The following is a 16,726-nucleotide window of genomic DNA, read 5'->3' as shown; positions in this document are numbered from 1 at the left end:
CTTTGCCACCTATGCGGTGACCCTTGGTAGCCACATGCCCGCCGTAGCAGCGAAGATCCCGACGGCCATGTAAAGGCTCAGGAGCGTGAGCGTTGCGGCAAACACCCACTGTTCGCGGTACCCAGCGCCACGCTGAATACGGAAATACCATTCCAGCACCGCCAATGGCAGCAGGTACTGCGCAAAGCCGAGTACATACAGGAATGGACCCGTAAAAGTCTCAAAATCAATGCCGACGCCGCCGGTCAGCATCAGCCATCCCATAAGTCCGACGCGAAAGAACCACACCGCGCTCGCCACCATGAACAGGCGCATCGCCCAGCGTCGGTGTTCGGGGATACGACGGCCGATGGCGTGATGCACCGCCAGTGCAGAAAACACGAGAATCAGAACGGCATCACCGGAGACTGTCAGGTGACCCACCAGGTCGCCTACGGTGCCGCGGGTCCAGACCATGTAAAGGCCCCCAAGCGCACTGATGCATGCCGCAGTGAGGTAGGTCCTGCCAAGGGTGCGGTGGAACCGCGGAAAGCGTCGGCGCAGCGCCGGCAGCAACTGCAGCGGGCCCCCGCCTATCACTATCGCCGCCAGGAGTACGTGCGCTGTTGCCGCGAGATTACCCAGGAAATCTCCTTCCCGAAACCCTGACGGAAGGTGCATTCCCTCGAGGCCAGCGGTGCCATGCGCCGCGATCGGCGGGTAAAACACGGCAAGAATATAGGCAACAAAGATCAGGTGGCCCAGCAATGCCAGTGTGTACCAAACGTTCACGGCATAGCGGGCGGCCGTTGCCGCAGACGGTGTCGCTGCAAATCTCTGCGCAGCCGGGTCTAAAACTGAGTCATTCATCTGTCACGATCCATAGGGTTGGCGTTGAATCCATAGTGACAAAACGGCGAAGTGTGCACATCGAACCTGCGGCGGGGACTGGACTCCCCCAAAAGGTGGAGAAGAAACCCGAAGAAGCACCGCCAGAACGCTGATGACAGCGCGAGACAGAGTGGTCTAGAGTGGCTGAATGACAAGTGCACAGAACAGTTGGGGCGGCGTCGATAATCGAGCACCGCCGGTAACGGGAGCTTCTGATCCGGGAAGCGTCGCCGTAAAGGCGCTGCAGCCGTTCCGCGGGCCTTTTCAGCGCTGGCCTCGGATAACGGATGCTCTGCTGGGAGTGCTGGCGTTCTTTCTGACCCTGGCGATGTGGTCCTCAAATGCGACGAGCGGTGAGTTAGGGAAGGCCATGAGCGGCGCGCTGCTGATGCTGGCAATAGTGGCCAGTGCCGCTCTCTACTGGCGACGCAGCTATCCTGTGCAGGTTCACGGCCTTATTCTCTGCTGCTTGCTGCTCTCCGTCCTCAGCCCCTTAAATGACGGCGTCGTCGCCATGGCGTTTTCCCTTTACAGCCTCGGACGCTATGCAGCCAACGATCGCATCAGCATCTTAGGCGTGCTGCTCGCTATTCTCCTTGCGTCCATGGATATGTTTGTTATCAACAGCGCCGGTTTTAGCGGCCTGTTTACTCTGATGATGATGGGGGCGCTCTGGTACATCGGGCGCCGTCTTCGCTTTCGCGGCGAGTATCTCCGGCTCCTGGAGGAGCGAGCACAGTACCTCGAGCAGCGCAAGAACAGGGAAGCGGAACTGGCCGTTACCGAGGAGCGCGGCCGCATTGCCCGGGAGCTTCACGATATCGTTGCGCACCAGCTCAGCCTGATGACCGTTCAGGCGGGTGCTGCAAAGACCGTGGGCCAATCCGATCCAATCGCTGCGATGGAAGCCATGGAAGCTGTGGAAGGTGCGGGGCGGCAGGCGCTTAAGGAAATGCGACATCTACTGCATGTGCTGCGCCGCGATGAGAACGACAGCAGCCTTGTACCGCAACCTGGTTGCGCAGACCTGCCGTCGCTTATCGCTGAGGTCAACGCTACCGGCGTTGCGGTGCAGCTACAAACGGGGGGGCGCCTCTCGGGCCTGCCGGCCCGCGTCGACCTCAGCGTCTACCGTATTGTGCAGGAGGCCCTCACCAACGTCCTGAAACACGCCGGCAAACAGGTTTTTGTGACGGTTACGGTAGCCTCCTCTGCCGGGGGTGTGGAGGTGTCGATTTGCGATAGCGGTGGCGGACCCGGAGAAACCTCAGGCAGGGGTTATGGCATAGCGGGCATGCGCGAGCGTGCCGAAATGCTCGGCGGATGGCTGCGCACAGGACCAGGGTCAAACGGCGGTTTTGAAGTCAGCGCATTACTGCCCTGCGATGGGGCGCGCTCATGACCTTGCGAGTACTTGTTGTCGACGACCAGGCCTTGGTTCGACGGGGATTTGCAATGGTCCTCGAACATCAGGGGGACATTGAGGTCGTCGCGGAAGCGAGCACGGGCCTGGAGGCTATCACCGCCGCCAGGGTGCATGCGCCGGATGTGATTCTCATGGACATCCGTATGCCGGAACTCGATGGTCTCGAGGCGACGGCAAGGATTCTCAATGAAAGCGGCGATAGCACCCGCGTTATCGTGCTGACGACTTTCGATCCCGACGAATACATCTACCGCGCTCTGCGCGCCGGCGCCAGCGGCTTTCTCCTCAAGGATATTCCCCCGGAAGAACTGGTTGCCGCAGTGCGCACCGTTGCCGACGGTAGGGCGCTCCTCGGCCCGGATATTACGCGCCGGCTGATCGAGCAATTTGCCCGACAAGGCGGCGGCAGTTCAGCGCTCGCCGAGCGCTTGGAGCGACTCACGGGGCGGGAGCAGGAAGCGCTGCGCTGTGTTGGCGATGGCATGAACAACCAGGAAATTGCCCGGCATCTTGGCATCGGTCCGGCGACCGTGAAGACCCATGTTTCGAGCCTGCTGTCCAAGCTTGGTCTGCGCGACCGCGCACAGGCGGTGGTGTTTGCCTATGAGAGCGGGCTCGCGACGGTCGGCAGCAAGCAGATTGGCTATTAGCAAATGATTGCCCAATGATCTTTCAGCGAATGAGAGCACAGGCTCAGGGAGTCAACTGGTTCTGGCTGGTGGCCGAGTTTTTGATGCTCATCGTCGGCTTCTTCATTGGTCTACAGGTAAACGACTTGCAAGACAGTCGGATTGAGCGCGAACTGGAGGCCGAATACCTGGACCGATTAGTTGCAGATTTCGAGCAAAGTCAATCGCAGTTGCGGGAGAGCGTGACTAGAATGACGGCTGTGCTGGGCACACTCGATGCAGGCATGGACCTGCTGAGTGAGCAAGCGTTATCGGAAGCACAGCACGGGATGATTTTTGACGCCGTCAGCGTTGCAGGCATTTTCGCGCAATTCGATATTGCTCTCGGCACCGTGGAAGAACTCAAAGACACCGGTAATATGCGACTGATACGCTCTAAAGAGCTGCGTGGCGGCCTTGCCGACCTGTGGCAGCGGTATCAGAAGATCATCAGGCTATCCGAGATTCGAGCTCTTTACCGGGTCGACGCATCATCTCAACTGTCAGCACATCTTTACCCGAAAAAAGGGGCGTCTGTCGGCTGGGACACGAAGTCTGTCGAAAACAATAGACGGGAGCTGTATGCCGCACTGGCTCGCATACGGTATAACCAGGCCGCTGATATCGCCGATAGCAGGAAGCTTTTATCTCTACTGGAGGAAAACACTGCGGTTATCAAATCAATCTTGAACTGAGGCGTGAGCAGCAGGCATTCATTGACGCTGATCGGCTGCGGCTGCGGCGTGAATAGAGGGGAAAACACGACTTGTGTCGCCGCTGCGCGTGGCTATAATGCGCGCCGGAAAAGCCGATGTAGCTCAGCTCGGTAGAGCAACGCATTCGTAATGCGCAGGTCGTAGGTTCAAATCCTATCATCGGCACCATTTCCCAAAGGTGCTTCCCCGGCACACGCCCGCTGATTTATTGCCGGTTGCTGAAGCGCTCCAATCCCAGAAACTCTATTTCCGACGTCGATTGCCCGTCAACCGCCAGTTCCGCCATTACCGCGCCCATGGCAGACATAAACTTAAAGCCATGACCTGAAAAACCCGCTGCGAAAACGACGTTCTCGTTCTCCGGATCGCGATCAATGACGAAGTGACCGTCGTCGCTCATGGTGTACATGCACACGTCGTGTCTGACGGGAGAGGACGATAGCGATGGGAAAACATCGTCGATCAGCTTTCCGGGACCGTGAACATCCATCGTCTGGAGTGACCGGTCGAGAGCCAGGGGATCGTCCAGGGGGGTGCCACCGGAGTGTTCTGCAAGTTTTACGGTCTTGCCGTCGATGCAGGGGAATCCGTAATAGCTGCCGTGGGGTCGTTCAATAAAGAAAGTGCTCGTGGGTGCGGGTAGCGCCGCTTGTATCGGATACCAGGCGAGCACCTTGCGCGTGACGTGAAGATTCGCGGCCTCTGCTACCGCAGGTAAGAGCTGGGGAGCCCAGGCACCTGCCGTGAGCACCAGCCGGTCTGCCGAGTACTTGCCGCGATTGGTCTGGACTTCAACGCCTGCCCCGGTTGATTGGAAGCTCAGGATGAACTCACCGGTGTTGAGAGTGGCGCCATGTTTTTGGGCAAGTCCTGCATAACAGCGCACGCAGTCCTCGACCTTGAGATAGCCTCCGGAGGGTTCCCAGAGCACATCACTCCCCTCGGGAATTGAAAATGCCGGGAAGCGCTCGGCGCATTCAGCAACCGTTATGTCCTCTACCGGCACGCCATAGCGCTCTGCCGCAAGGCGCGAGCCTCCAAGGATTTCGCCGCCGGGCGGTCCGATCATCAGCAAGCCGCAGAGATCCATCAGGGACGCCTGAGATTCATCTTCCAACTCGGTCCACAGGCCATAGGCGCGGCGCAGGAGGGGCACGTAGTCCGGGTGTTCGAAGTACGCCTGGCGGATAACCCGCGTTTCGCCGTGGGAGCTGCCGCGGTCGTGGCCCGGCTCGAAGCGGTCAAAACCAATGACCCGGTGCCCGTCGCGGGCCAGGTGATAGAGCGCGCTGGCGCCACAGCCACCCACGCCCGCCACTAAAACATCCGCAGTGTTCTTCACAGATACCGACTCCTAATCAATCGCGTGAACTATGCATCAATGCGCCTACGCAGCAATGCGTTGCCGCAGTACCTGAGGCGTTAACTGCACAAACTGATCACCACTGGTCAGCAACATCTCGCCTTCGGAAACGGTGCACTGCAACTCCAGCCCCGATGCTGCCAGAGCTCCCAGGGATGCCAGCTCGTCATCGCTCACGCTGTACACCGTCAGGTTGTTGAAGCGGGCGAGGGCGTCGGCATTCTTTCTCCACCATACCCCGACGGCGCGCTCGCCATAGCAGTACAGCACCACATCTTTAGCCCGGCCGCTGGCTTTACGCAATCGGTCCGGATCCGGGGTTCCCAGCTCTACCCACAACTCAATGGAATTAGTGAGATCCCGAAGCCACAGGTCTGGCTCATCGTCGGTACTGATGCCTCGGCCAAACTCAAGACGCTCGTGGGCGTGAAGAGCGAAAGCCGCTACGCGGAGCATCATGCGGCTATCGGTTTCTGACGGGTGGCGCGCCACGGCCAAGGGGAAGTCGCCGTAGACATTGCGCTCCAGGTGAGCAACGTTCAGCTTTATCTTAAAAACGGTCGATTTTAATGCCATTACAATCTCTTAGTTATCCAAGTTAAAGCCGTTTCAAATTGCGCGAGTTACAGAGCTATTCGATTGTGACCTTGTCAATCGTAAACACAAGAATTTCCCGTCGTTGGTCTTATTACCGATTCTTCGCTGTACCCCTTATTTGTAACATTTCTGTAACATAGCGCTCCCAGGATTCTCGCGTCTTCAAATGCTCTGAGGGGGGCTATTCCTGTGAAGAAAACCATGTCTCAAATGTTCGCTCGCAAGGCCTTGGTTCGCGCCATCGCCAGTGCGTCTGTCATCGGCGGCGTTGCGCTGTCTATGCCATCTTATGCTCAAGAAACCAGTGCTGCGGTTCGCGGCGTGGTAACCGGTGCCAATGGCCAACCCATTGCCGGTGCCGAGGTCGAAATCAAAAGCCTGTCTACAGGTGTCACCAAGAGCACCACAACAGACAGCACCGGTAGCTACTTTGTCCGTCAGCTGCCCGCGGGTGTTGACTACAGCGTTGTGGTTCGAGCACCGGGTGAGGGTACGGCCTCTACGGCGCGCCTGCCCCTGACCGTCGGTGAATCCGTGGAGATGGATTATCGCCTCAGCAACACTCTCGAGGAGGTTGTTGTTCTGGGTCGCTCCGTTGCCGTTGCTGAAACTGCTATTGGACCCACCGCGGTATTCAGCGCGTCGGACCTGCAGGACTCACCGGCGATCAACCGAAACATCAACGATGTTATCGGTCAGGATCCCCGGGTTTACATCAACCAGTCCAACTCGGCGGACGCCATACAATGTAACGGCGCCAACCCCCGTTTTAACAGCCTGACTCTGGACGGTATTCGTCTGAATGACGGCTTTGGTCTCAATTCCAATGGCTACCCCACGCAGCGTATGCCGTTTCCCTTTGATGCGGTATCCAGCGTTGCGGTAGAAATGGCGCCCATGAGCGTGGTCTACGGCGGGTTCTCGGCCTGTAACATCAACGCTGTAACCAAGTCTGGCGGTAACGAGCTGTTTGGCTCGGTGTTCATGGACTACACCAGCGACTCACTCCAGGGCGATTCTCTCGAGGGTGAAGACGTTCAGGTCCCTGATTACGACGAGACCCGCTACGGTGTCGAAGTCGGTGGTGCGATCATCAAGGACAAGCTGTTCTTCTACGGCGCCTATGAGAAGTACGAGGGTGTTGATTTCAACAACCGCGGCGCTTTGGGCTCCGGTGCCATTAACGAAGTACAGGTCACCCAGGCGGAGCTGGACGAGATTCGTCAGATTGCCAACGATGTTTACCAGTACTCACCCGGCTCTGATTCTCCCGGCGTCAACGACTTTGAAGATGAGAAGTACATCGCCAAGCTGGATTGGTACGCGACGGATACGCAGCGCGTCGCCCTGACCTATATGTACAACGATTCCTTCAACGTTACCGAGTCCGATGGTGATCTCAACGAATTCGAATTCGCTGACCACTTCTACAATCGTGGTGCCGAGCTCGAGTCAATCATCGCAAGCGTCTATTCTGACTGGACGCCCAACTTCTCCACGGAGCTTCGCGTTGCGCGCACGGATGTGGATTTCCTGCAGGCGCCACGGGCAGGTAATGAGTTTGGTGAGATTCGTGTTGAGCTTGAAAACGTCGATGTTTATCTCGGTGGCGACGACAGCCGTCACGCTAACGAGTTGAATTACACCATTGATCAGCTCGTGTTCCGCGGCCGCTACCAGCTGGGCGCTCACACCATTACCGGTGGTATCGAGCGCGAGGAATATGACATCTTCAATCTGTTCTACCAGCACGTAGACACGGAAATCCGCTTTGACGGTATCGATAACTTCCGCAATGGTTTGGCCGATCGTGTTTACTACGGTAACGCTATCTCCAACAACCAGGATGATATCGCCGAGTCTTTCAGCTACGCCATCAACTATCTTTACCTGCAGGACGAGTGGCAGGTTAACGACAAGCTGCGTATGACCTTTGGTCTGCGCTACGATCGTTACGAGACGGATGATGCGCCTAACCTGAACCAGGACTTTGCCGACAGCTACGGCTTTGGTAATGACCAGACTCTGGACGGTCGGGATCTGATCCAGCCGCGCTTTGGTGCGACCTATGACTTCTCTGATGACCTGGTGCTGCGCGCCGGCGTTGGCTTGTTCTCCGGTGGTAACCCCAACGTATGGCTGTCTAACACTTACAGCAACACGTCTACCACGGCTGTACAGGCGCGGATCGACGGCGTAGATCTGTTTTCCCAGAACTACGTGAACTGTGAAGATGGCGTGCCTTCTGGCCCCGGCTACTGTGTACCGCAGAACATCGCAGATATCGTTGGTTCCGGAGACGGCAGCAACTTCGAGATCATCTACCTGGATCCCGACTTTGATATCCCCAGTGAGTGGAAGTACACCGCCGGTTTGACCTGGTACGCACCCATGGATTGGGTAGTAACCGCAGACCTTCAGATCAGCCGTGGCGAAGACACTGCGATCTACAAGCGAGCAGACCTTGAGCGTGTAGGCACTAACGATCTCGGCTACCCCGTTTATGAGAGTGTGCGTGAGGCCGCGTTTGTGCTCACCAACTCCAGCAACGGTAACGAGTCCGAGTCTCTGTCCTTCAGCGGCTTCAAGAGCTGGGATAACGGTTTTGATCTGCGCGTAGGTTATGCCTACACCCAGGCCGAAGACGTTAACCCCATGGGTTCTTCCGTAGCCTTCTCTAACTACATTTTCCGCGCCTTTGAAGATCCCCAGGCGGAAACACTGGGCACGTCTGATTGGCAGGTAGAGCACCGTTTCACCACGGTTCTTAACTACACGGCGGACTTCTTCGGTGGCTATGAGACGCGCATTTCCCTGTTCGGCCAGTACAATTCAGGGCTTCCCTACAGCCTGACGCTGGACGGCGCAGACGGAACCATCGGTGCTTACGGCTTCCAGCCTTTCCTCGACTTCGAGCCCAACGTACTGCCCATCGGCGGCACGCGTAACGGTGAGACCGGTTCATCCTTCAGCAAGGTTGATATGCGTATCACCCAGGAGCTGCCTGGATTCAGCCCCGAGCATCGTGGCAGTCTGTTTGTTGTCGTGGACAACCTGACCAACCTGATCAATGACGAGTGGGGTATCTTCTTTGAGCCCAACCGTCCGGGTGTGACTCAGGCTGATCTGGACAACGGCGCAGAAGAGCAGCGTGTGGGTGGAACCTCCCTCTGGAGCATGCGTGTTGGGGTAAACTACAGCTTCTAAGCCTACTCCATCACAAAGCCCCGCCTTCGTGAGGAGGCGGGGCTTTTTTATTGGATCTCAGTTTTTTATGTTGTTTCACCTGTGACCGTCCTAACAGACACGCTAGTCGAGTTTTTTCCGTGAGCGATCCTGGCCAATCCTACATCCTGACCTTTTCCTGCCCCGATTCCATCGGTGTGGTGGCGCGGTACTCCCAGCTGTTCTTTGAGTGTGGCATCAATATCACGGAGATCTCGAATTACACGGACCCCGTGAGCGATACCTTCTTTCTGCGCTGTGTGTTCGATGTCAGTGGTATGAGTTGCAGCCTGGAGCAGTTTGAAGCGCGACTGCGTCCCGTAGCCGATGAGCTTCAGATGACATATCTGCTTCGCTGTGTGTCAACGCTGCCCAAAATCGTTGTTGCCGTGTCGCGCTATGATCACTGCCTGACGGCTTTGCTCACGAAACAGCGGGCGGGAGCCTTACCCGCGCAGATTGTCGCCGTGGTGAGCAATCATGAGGACTGTCGCGGGCTCAGCGAGTGGCACGGTGTGCCATTTCATTATTTACCAGTAACGCCGGAGAGCAAGCCGGTACAGGAAGCCGAGATGCTCGCTATTCTTCGGGAAAGCGAGGCAGATCTATTGGTGTTGGCGCGCTATATGCAAATTCTGTCGGATGAGCTCTGCAGTCAGCTGTCGGGTCGGGCGATCAATATCCATCATTCCTTTTTACCCGGTTTCAAGGGCGCAAAGCCTTATCATCAGGCTTACGATCGTGGCGTAAAAGTGATCGGAGCCACGGCGCACTATGTCACCGCTGATCTGGACGAGGGGCCCATCATCGCCCAGGAGGTACGCCCCATCGACCACGAGATATCCGTGGAACAAATGGTTCATCTTGGCCATGACACCGAGGCCACGGCCCTGTCGCAGGCGGTGCGTCTTCACTGCGAACAACGGGTCATTCTCAACGGTCAGCGTACCGTTGTTCTTTAATCAAATGGAGTTTTCATGAGCGCATCAATCATCGACGGCAAGGCCGCAGCCCAGGCGCTGCGTGACCGCCTGGCTATCGAAGTATCCCGCATCGACGCCGAACACAGCTGGGTGCCGGGACTGGCCGTGGTGCTGGTGGGTGAAGATCCCGCCAGTCAGGTCTACGTGCGTAACAAGGGCAAGCAGACCGCCGAGGCGGGGATGCGCAGCTTTGAACACAAGTTGCCCGCCAGCACCAGCGAACGCGAGCTGCTGGATCTGGTGGAGAGCCTGAACCGGGACGATGCGGTTAACGGGATTCTTGTGCAGCTGCCGCTTCCGGAACATATCGACGCTCAGTTAGTGATCGAAACCATTGATCCCGCAAAAGACGTGGACGGCTTTCATCCCATGAATACCGGGGCCTTATCCAACGGCGATCCCACGGCACTGGTGCCCTGTACGCCTCTGGGCTGTCTTATGATGCTGCGCGAACAGTTTCCCGAGGGCATTGCGGGTCTTAACGCCGTGGTTGTCGGGCGCAGCAACATTGTCGGTAAACCCATGGCGCAGCTGCTTATCGCTGAGAGTTGTACCGTGACGGTCGCTCACTCCAAAACCCGCGACTTGCCGGCGCTATGTCGGACGGCGGATATCCTCGTTGCCGCTGTAGGGCGGCCGGAGATGGTCCGGGGTGACTGGGTGAAAGAGGGCGCTGTGGTGATTGATGTAGGCATTAACCGCGTACAGCTTGAGGGTCAGGAAAAAGCGCGCCTCGTCGGTGATGTCGCCTTTGCGGAGGCCGCAGAGAGAGCCAAAGCCATCACGCCCGTACCGGGAGGCGTGGGTCCCATGACCATCGCCTGTCTCCTTCGCAATACCGTCGTTGCCGCCTGCCGGCAGCACCGCGTGGTCTGTGAGCTGGGCTGAGGCCGCGCTTTACTCAGGGAAGCCCTTGAGGACTTCCCGCAGTAAATCCCATCGGTTAAAGCCCTGCTTGCCGTAGTCCAGTCCGCGACGCACGATCACCAGGTCGTGAGAAGGATCGATGATCACATACTGCCCCCGGTTGCCGGCGGTGCTGTAGGCATCGGCGGGCACGTCTTTTTTACGGCTATCAGGCACCAACCACCATTGAGCGCCATAGTCGGAGCCTCTGGCCTTCGATGCAGGCGCCGGAGTTCTCGAAAACGTGATCCACTTTTCCGAGATAAGACGCTCGCCGTCCCACATACCGTTGTTGAGATAAAGCAGACCAAAACGACCCAGATCTCGGGCGTTGGTATAGACCTGGCTGCTCAGGATGAAGTCGCCAAACCGATCGGTGGAGAGCAAGGTGTTACGCATGCCAATGCGATCGAGGAGGCGTTTTCTGGGGAATTCCAGATAAGCTGACTGACTTCCCAGGGTGTTTTTGAAAGCCTTCACGGCCAGTAAAGTGTCGTAGTTCTCGTAGTCCCAGAAGCTCCCGGGTTGACGAACCAGTCCCCGGTTTCGCGCGCCGTCAACGGAGCTGGCGCCGGCCCAGTAGGACAGTCCGGAGCCCGTGGCATATTCCATGTTGAAGCTGTCCACGGGATAGAGTCCGCTGGACATGTTGAGAAGGTGGCGCAGGGTGATGGCGTTTCGAGGATCTTTACCGCCCGAGAGCCTGGGTGCCCATTCGATACCCAGCGGGCCGTCCAGGGACATTTTGCCGCTATCGACGCGCATGCCTATGAGCGTGGCAGCAATGCTTTTTGCCGTGGACCAGGTGCGTGTTCGGGTGGTGTGATCAATACCCTCGGCGTAGCGCTCGTGGATAATCTTGCCCTGGTGGATCACCAGCAGACTCAAGGTGTCCTGCTCCTCCGTGGAGCGATTGAACGCCCAATCCGAGGCAGCCTTTAGGGCATCGGCGTTGATTGTGGCGGGTATGGGCATTACCGCGTTGGCATCACCATTGGGCCAGTCCAGGGTTTGGGGATCAATCTTGGGGTAGGGCATGTCCAGCACGGGTTGGCTGTTGATATCTGAAAGGCTCATATCGGGGGCCATCACAACGCAGCCAATACCTTTGCGGAAGGCTGAGATAACCGCGGGACCAGCATCGTCACCGCCAACACTGACCGCCCGCTCCCGGGGGTACACGGTATAGGGGCCACCGCTGGCATCGCCCAGAACGCGATCGCCCAGGTAAGCCAGCTCCTGCTCGAACACCTGTTCCAGCGTGCGACGTGAAGTGAACAATCCATTGCAGGTGAGCAGGGACTGTACGCCATTGCGAATCAGTTGCCGGTTTGCGGAAAAATAGTCGTAGCTATCTTCCTGCGCCTCCACCACGGGGCTGACGCCGAGGCACAGCGCCATGGCTATCGATACAGAGAGCGAGACAGAGCGCGCGATTAAGCGCGGCCCAGCTAGTTGAAGGTGAAGCATAAAAGTTCCCACAAGCAGACGAAGAATGACTATACACGGCACCGGGTTCGACGGGGAGACACGCCGGTTAACACCCCCTGTGTGACCAAGGAAAGACGCAGCCCGGGGGAACAGTCTAGAATGCGCGATTCTTAGCGTCGTATTAAGGAGAAAACGTGAGCCAGGGGGACAGCCTAACCTACGGAACCCGCGATACCGTCACCGGGGGTGCACTCGATGATTCCTCCCGGGGTGGTGAGGAGGTCGCCCTTCGCGGCGCGCAAATTCTCGCCAAGTGTCTTGTCGCCGAGGGCGTGGATACGCTTTTTGGCTACCCGGGTGGCGCCAATCTCGAGATTTTTGATGTGTTGCCGCAGTTTGGTATCCGCTGTATTCGCACAGAGCACGAGCAGGGTGCGGTGCATGCGGCCCAGGGCTACGCCCGCGTGACGGGTCGCCCCGGTGTGTGCCTTGCAACCTCGGGCCCCGGCGCGACTAACCTGGTAACCGGTATCGCCGACGCCAATAGCGATTCCACGCCCTTGGTGGCTATTACGGGCAACGTGCCATCGCATTTGCTGGGTAAAAACGCTTTTCAGGAGGTGGATATTGTTGCGGTCACTGATGCGATCACCAAACGAAACTACCTTGTGAAGCGCGTCGGTGCTATTCCCGAAGTGGTGCGCGAGGCGTTTGCCCTGGCGGGAGGTAACCGCCCGGGTCCCGTGCTGATCGATATTCCCAAAGATATTCAGCAGCAATACCCCAAGGATCCCGAGGGCAATTACAAGGCTCCCCGCATTCCGGCGGTGATCGATACCCCTGAGCCTGCCATGACGGGCATGGAGCAGGGGCAGTTGGAAGAGTGCATGCGGCTGCTTCGGGAGAGCGAACGGCCGGTGATTTATGCCGGCGGCGGCATAGGCGTCGCCGCCGGCGAAGACTCGCTCCTGGCCTTTGCGGAGAAGGCGCAGATTCCCGTTACCTGGACCATCATGGGGGTCGGGTGTTTTCCGCCGGACCATGCGCTATCGCTGGATGTCCTGGGCATGCACGGTGCTAAATATGCCAATCGCGCCATCTACGAGGCGGACCTGGTCCTGGCGCTGGGTGTGCGCTTTGATGATCGCGTAACGGGGAATGTTGCCGAGTTTGCCAAGCAGGCTCGCATTATTCATATCGATATCGATCGCAGCGAACTTAACAAAAATAAGACGGTGACCCTGCCCATTCGCGCGGACCTCAAGCCCGCACTCCTGCAGATGCTCGGCGCCTGTGAGCCCGTAGAGTCACGCCCGTGGGTAGAGACGGTGAATGGCTGGAAGCAGGATTACCCCTATCCGGAATCAGATTCCGAGGGTCTCAAACCCCAGCATGTGATCCGGGCGCTGTGCGCAGCCACTTTGGGAGACGCGGTGGTGTCGCTGGGCGTGGGCCAGCATCAAATGTGGGCCATGCAGTTCTATCGCTCCAAACAGCCTCGTTCCTTCCTGAGTTCCTCAGGCTTCGGCACCATGGGGTATGGCCTGCCGGCGGCCATTGGCGCCAAAATCGCGGCGCCGGATCGGCAGGTTATCGATATCGACGGCGACGGCTCCCTGAACATGACGATCCATGAACTCTCCACCTGTCATCGCTATGGCATCGGCGTCAAAACCGTCGTGATTAACAACCAGTGGCTGGGTATGGTTCGCCAGTGGCAGGACATGATCTATGACTCACATCGCGCAGGATCCGATTTGTCGGATCCCATGGCGGTCAAGTCCAGTGACGATGCGGATATTTATCCGGACTTTTTGAGCATCGCCAAAGGCTATCGCGTGACCGCCGAACGCGTGCGTCGTGCCGAAGATCTGCCTGCTGCTATTGAGCGGATGCTCGCGGATCCTGAGGAGCCCTATCTACTCGATGTGATCGTAGAGGCGGAAGAGAATGTGTACCCCATGATCCCGGCGGGGGGGACCTATCGGGACATCATCATGAGTGCAGACGATCTCGCAGACAGCGACTCCAACACCCAGGGCAGCAATATCTGACCTCCTTCGCCCAGGGGCGGTTAAGCAGGTCTTTGCGCGATAGGACTATCTCAAGGCAGAGAAACTCTCATTTAGACAGCACCATATCCATTAACTCTGCGTAACAAGCAGGAGTTAGAGTTTGCCACTTCAACTACCGAAGCCGGAGTTTATCGTGAGACGCCTTAACCACTTATCAGCCTTGCTATTCACCCTGTGTGCCGGCACGGCCCTGGCGCAGACTGATCCTGGTCAGGCTGCTGCTTCTAATCAGGCTGCGGCGCCTAATCAAGCCGAAACTCTCGATCAAGCCGCAGCGCCTCCAGCGGCCAGTGCAGCCCGATCACCCATGGGACTGCCTCTGGGCTGGCGCTCGGAGTTCGGCGCGGGCCTTATTGTTAATCCGAAGTTTGCCGGCAGCGACGAATACAACGTCACGCCCATTCCTTACTTTGACTTCCGCTATGTGGATGAGGCGGGCACAAAATACTTTGCCAATGTGCCCCAGGGTCTGGGTGGTTTTCTTTACCGAAGCGGCAGTCAGGCCTCGGGCAACTCCTTCAAGGTGGGAGCGTCCATCGCCCCGGGTTTTAATGTCCGGGATGATTCCATTGATGGGCTCGACGAAGTGGGCGTATCCACGGAAGCGCGACTGTTTGTTGAGGTAGCAAGGGGGCGTTGGTCAGGCAATGCTACTTTTGCGCAGGATGTTGGGTCGGGGCACGAAGGTGCCTATCTGGATCTCAGCGTGAATCGCCGGGGCCGCTTGATGAACGGCAGGGGATTTTATGCCGTGGGTCCGGTGCTGCGCTTTGGAGACTCGGTCTACAAGGATTCGTTATTCGGTATCACCCCCGAGGAGTCCATTGAGACGGGCTTGCCCGAGTACTCTGCAGAGGCAGGTGTGGAGCGTCTTGGGCTCCAAGCCCTGGTGAGCTTACCGGTGGGAAAGAGTAAGTGGCGATTTACGACCATCGTGCGAGGCAGTCAGCTCATTGATAATGCGGCTGACAGTCCGATTGTCGTTGATGAAACACAGTTCTTCTTGCTCACCTCCCTGACGCGAAATTTTTGACCCGCGTCCGCCGCCTTTTTTACCGCGAGCGGGCACCGCACAAAGGTCTTTTCTGCTAAGTTGGGGCATCAAGCGTAGTAAGAGGATGCCTACATGACCCTTGAGGAATGGTCGTACGTCTCGCAGATTGTCGGAGTCGTGCTGGTTGTCATCACCCTGGTTTACCTGGCCGTTCAGGTGAGGCAGGGGACGCAGTTATTGCTGTCCGAGGCCCGGCAAGTAGCGCTCACCACGGATCAGGGGGGCGTGTACAAGTTCATTGATTTCCCGGGCCTTGGGCGCTCTATGTCCGGGACCGAAGTCCCGAGCTTCGAAGAGAAAACGCAGCTGATGTTCTGGATCATCGCGCAGATGCGCGCCCGTGAGCACGAATGGCTGCAATACGAAGCGGGTGCTCTTGATGGTGATGCCTGGCTCAGCTACCGCGACGTTATCTACTTCATTCTCGGAACGCCAAGAGCCCGCGAACTCTGGGCGCTTTGCAGTGGCTACTTTCATGAAGGCTTCGTATCAATGGTGGCAGAAATGACAAAAGAGGTGCCTCTCACGGACTTTTGGCGTCGTTTGGAGGCCATAGACTGACCTCTGGTAGCTCACTCTCTTCGCCTGGGAGTCGGTGCTCCCGGTATGCTTTAATCATTGTTCAAGCGGATAAAGACCTCTAATAGAGCACGCTTCCTATGATTCTGCGCAGTGTCACAAGGCATGTTAAAGATCAAAATTGGTTTGCTGTCGGTATCGACTTCGCCATTGTCGTGGTCGGCGTATTCATTGGTATTCAAGTCGCCAATTGGAACGCGATGCAAACCGAGCGAGATCAGGCGCAGCGAACGCTCAGCGCTGTGTTAACGGATCTTGTGACGTTGAGAGAGGAACTTGTCGCCGGCAAACAACACCACCTCGAAGCTGCTACTTCCATCGATACGCTACTGAGCGCGCTGGAAGCAGCGGAGCAGATCAGCCCGGAAAGAGCTAAAGGTGTTCTTAAAGAGGCTTCCACCATCACAGTGCTTCCAACGCCGCCAGCTGCCCTTGATGAGTTACTCGTTGGCGCTCGTCTGGACCTCCTTGGGTTAATACCACTGCGTGATGCTCTGCGAGACTTGGCAGACAGCTCCAAAAGTGGCGCTAGATTTCAAACGGAGTCCTTACGGATATTCAATGCCGCGTTAGACGAAATCTATCCCCATGCGACGATCCTGCGCACGCCCGGTTTAGCAGTGAGGTCTTACGATATTAGTGATGTGGATATAGACGCAATATGGTCCAGTGCCACTGCGCGCGTGGCCATGACGAAATTTTATGTTTTTCACTCTAATCAATGGCGAGCCATGCAAGGTCTGCTGACTCACATCGACGAGGTTTTCGCTGAGGCACAGAATGTGCCATAGGAATATCCAAGCCTGTCTTCTATCAAGGATTCCTTATTGATG

14 protein-coding genes and 1 tRNA gene are annotated in these 16,726 nt (G+C 57.4%); 11 read left to right on the top strand and 4 right to left on the bottom strand.

The features are described 5' to 3' along the window. Positions 1 to 9: 9 nt before the first annotated feature. Positions 10 to 849 (bottom strand): DUF2306 domain-containing protein, encoded by an 840-nt coding sequence (locus KT71_RS12450; RefSeq protein ID WP_008295033.1) that lies wholly within the window; start codon positions 847 to 849, stop codon positions 10 to 12. Between the two features lie 169 nt (positions 850 to 1,018). On the opposite strand from KT71_RS12450, the gene KT71_RS12445 reads away from it, so the two are divergent. From KT71_RS12445 to KT71_RS12430, 4 genes are all read left to right on the top strand, one after another. Further along, complete coding sequence (locus KT71_RS12445) at positions 1,019 to 2,272, top strand: sensor histidine kinase (RefSeq protein ID WP_023659729.1); 1,254 nt, start codon at positions 1,019 to 1,021, stop codon at positions 2,270 to 2,272. Next, positions 2,269 to 2,946: a response regulator gene (locus tag KT71_RS12440; protein WP_008295035.1), complete on the top strand. Its 678-nt coding sequence runs from the start codon at positions 2,269 to 2,271 to the stop codon at positions 2,944 to 2,946. The genes KT71_RS12445 and KT71_RS12440 overlap by 4 nt, the downstream gene beginning before the upstream one ends. 14 nt (positions 2,947 to 2,960) lie before the next feature. Then, complete coding sequence (locus KT71_RS12435; RefSeq protein ID WP_008295036.1) at positions 2,961 to 3,659, top strand: hypothetical protein; 699 nt, start codon at positions 2,961 to 2,963, stop codon at positions 3,657 to 3,659. A gap of 112 nt (positions 3,660 to 3,771) precedes the next feature. Further along, positions 3,772 to 3,848 (top strand) — tRNA-Thr (locus KT71_RS12430). A 37-nt stretch (positions 3,849 to 3,885) separates the two neighbouring features. Here KT71_RS12430 and solA read toward each other — a convergent pair. Together solA and KT71_RS12420 are read right to left on the bottom strand one after the other, a co-directional pair. Further along, positions 3,886 to 5,022, bottom strand: coding sequence for an N-methyl-L-tryptophan oxidase (gene solA, locus KT71_RS12425; protein WP_023659728.1), 1,137 nt, complete (start codon positions 5,020 to 5,022; stop codon positions 3,886 to 3,888). 45 nt (positions 5,023 to 5,067) lie between these two features. Continuing rightward, entirely contained in the window at positions 5,068 to 5,619 is a 552-nt protein-coding gene (locus tag KT71_RS12420) for a YaeQ family protein (RefSeq protein ID WP_008295038.1), read from the bottom strand. A 222-nt stretch (positions 5,620 to 5,841) separates the two neighbouring features. On the opposite strand from KT71_RS12420, the gene KT71_RS12415 reads away from it, so the two are divergent. The 3 genes from KT71_RS12415 (at position 5,842) to folD (ending at position 10,736) form a co-directional block, all read left to right on the top strand. Continuing rightward, positions 5,842 to 8,847 carry a TonB-dependent receptor gene (locus tag KT71_RS12415; RefSeq protein ID WP_238549420.1) on the top strand — a complete coding sequence of 1,002 codons (3,006 nt, stop codon included), beginning with the start codon at positions 5,842 to 5,844 and terminating at the stop codon, positions 8,845 to 8,847. Between the two features lie 119 nt (positions 8,848 to 8,966). After that, on the top strand, positions 8,967 to 9,827 hold the full coding sequence (gene purU, locus KT71_RS12410; RefSeq protein WP_008295040.1) for a formyltetrahydrofolate deformylase: 861 nt from the start codon (positions 8,967 to 8,969) through the stop codon (positions 9,825 to 9,827). Positions 9,828 to 9,842: 15 nt separating this feature from the next. Beyond that, positions 9,843 to 10,736, top strand: a complete 894-nt coding sequence (gene folD / locus KT71_RS12405) for a bifunctional methylenetetrahydrofolate dehydrogenase/methenyltetrahydrofolate cyclohydrolase FolD (RefSeq protein WP_008295041.1) — start codon at positions 9,843 to 9,845, stop codon at positions 10,734 to 10,736. A gap of 9 nt (positions 10,737 to 10,745) precedes the next feature. On the opposite strand, the gene KT71_RS12400 is transcribed toward folD, so the two are convergent. Next, positions 10,746 to 12,155: a serine hydrolase domain-containing protein gene (locus tag KT71_RS12400; RefSeq protein ID WP_008295042.1), complete on the bottom strand. Its 1,410-nt coding sequence runs from the start codon at positions 12,153 to 12,155 to the stop codon at positions 10,746 to 10,748. A 224-nt stretch (positions 12,156 to 12,379) separates the two neighbouring features. Here KT71_RS12400 and ilvB point away from each other — a divergent pair, with 224 nt between their 5' ends. From ilvB to KT71_RS12380, 4 genes are all read left to right on the top strand, one after another. After that, positions 12,380 to 14,239: a biosynthetic-type acetolactate synthase large subunit gene (gene ilvB / locus KT71_RS12395; RefSeq protein WP_008295043.1), complete on the top strand. Its 1,860-nt coding sequence runs from the start codon at positions 12,380 to 12,382 to the stop codon at positions 14,237 to 14,239. A gap of 154 nt (positions 14,240 to 14,393) precedes the next feature. Then, positions 14,394 to 15,293, top strand: coding sequence for a MipA/OmpV family protein (locus tag KT71_RS12390; protein WP_051403900.1), 900 nt, complete (start codon positions 14,394 to 14,396; stop codon positions 15,291 to 15,293). Between the two features lie 93 nt (positions 15,294 to 15,386). Further along, positions 15,387 to 15,875: a hypothetical protein gene (locus KT71_RS12385; RefSeq protein ID WP_008295045.1), complete on the top strand. Its 489-nt coding sequence runs from the start codon at positions 15,387 to 15,389 to the stop codon at positions 15,873 to 15,875. A 98-nt stretch (positions 15,876 to 15,973) separates the two neighbouring features. Continuing rightward, on the top strand, positions 15,974 to 16,684 hold the full coding sequence (locus KT71_RS12380; RefSeq protein WP_008295046.1) for a hypothetical protein: 711 nt from the start codon (positions 15,974 to 15,976) through the stop codon (positions 16,682 to 16,684). Positions 16,685 to 16,726: the final 42 nt, after the last annotated feature.

Source organism: Congregibacter litoralis KT71 (assembly GCF_000153125.2).
Classification (GTDB): domain Bacteria; phylum Pseudomonadota; class Gammaproteobacteria; order Pseudomonadales; family Halieaceae; genus Congregibacter; species Congregibacter litoralis.
This window is presented reverse-complemented; position numbering and strand designations above follow the sequence as displayed.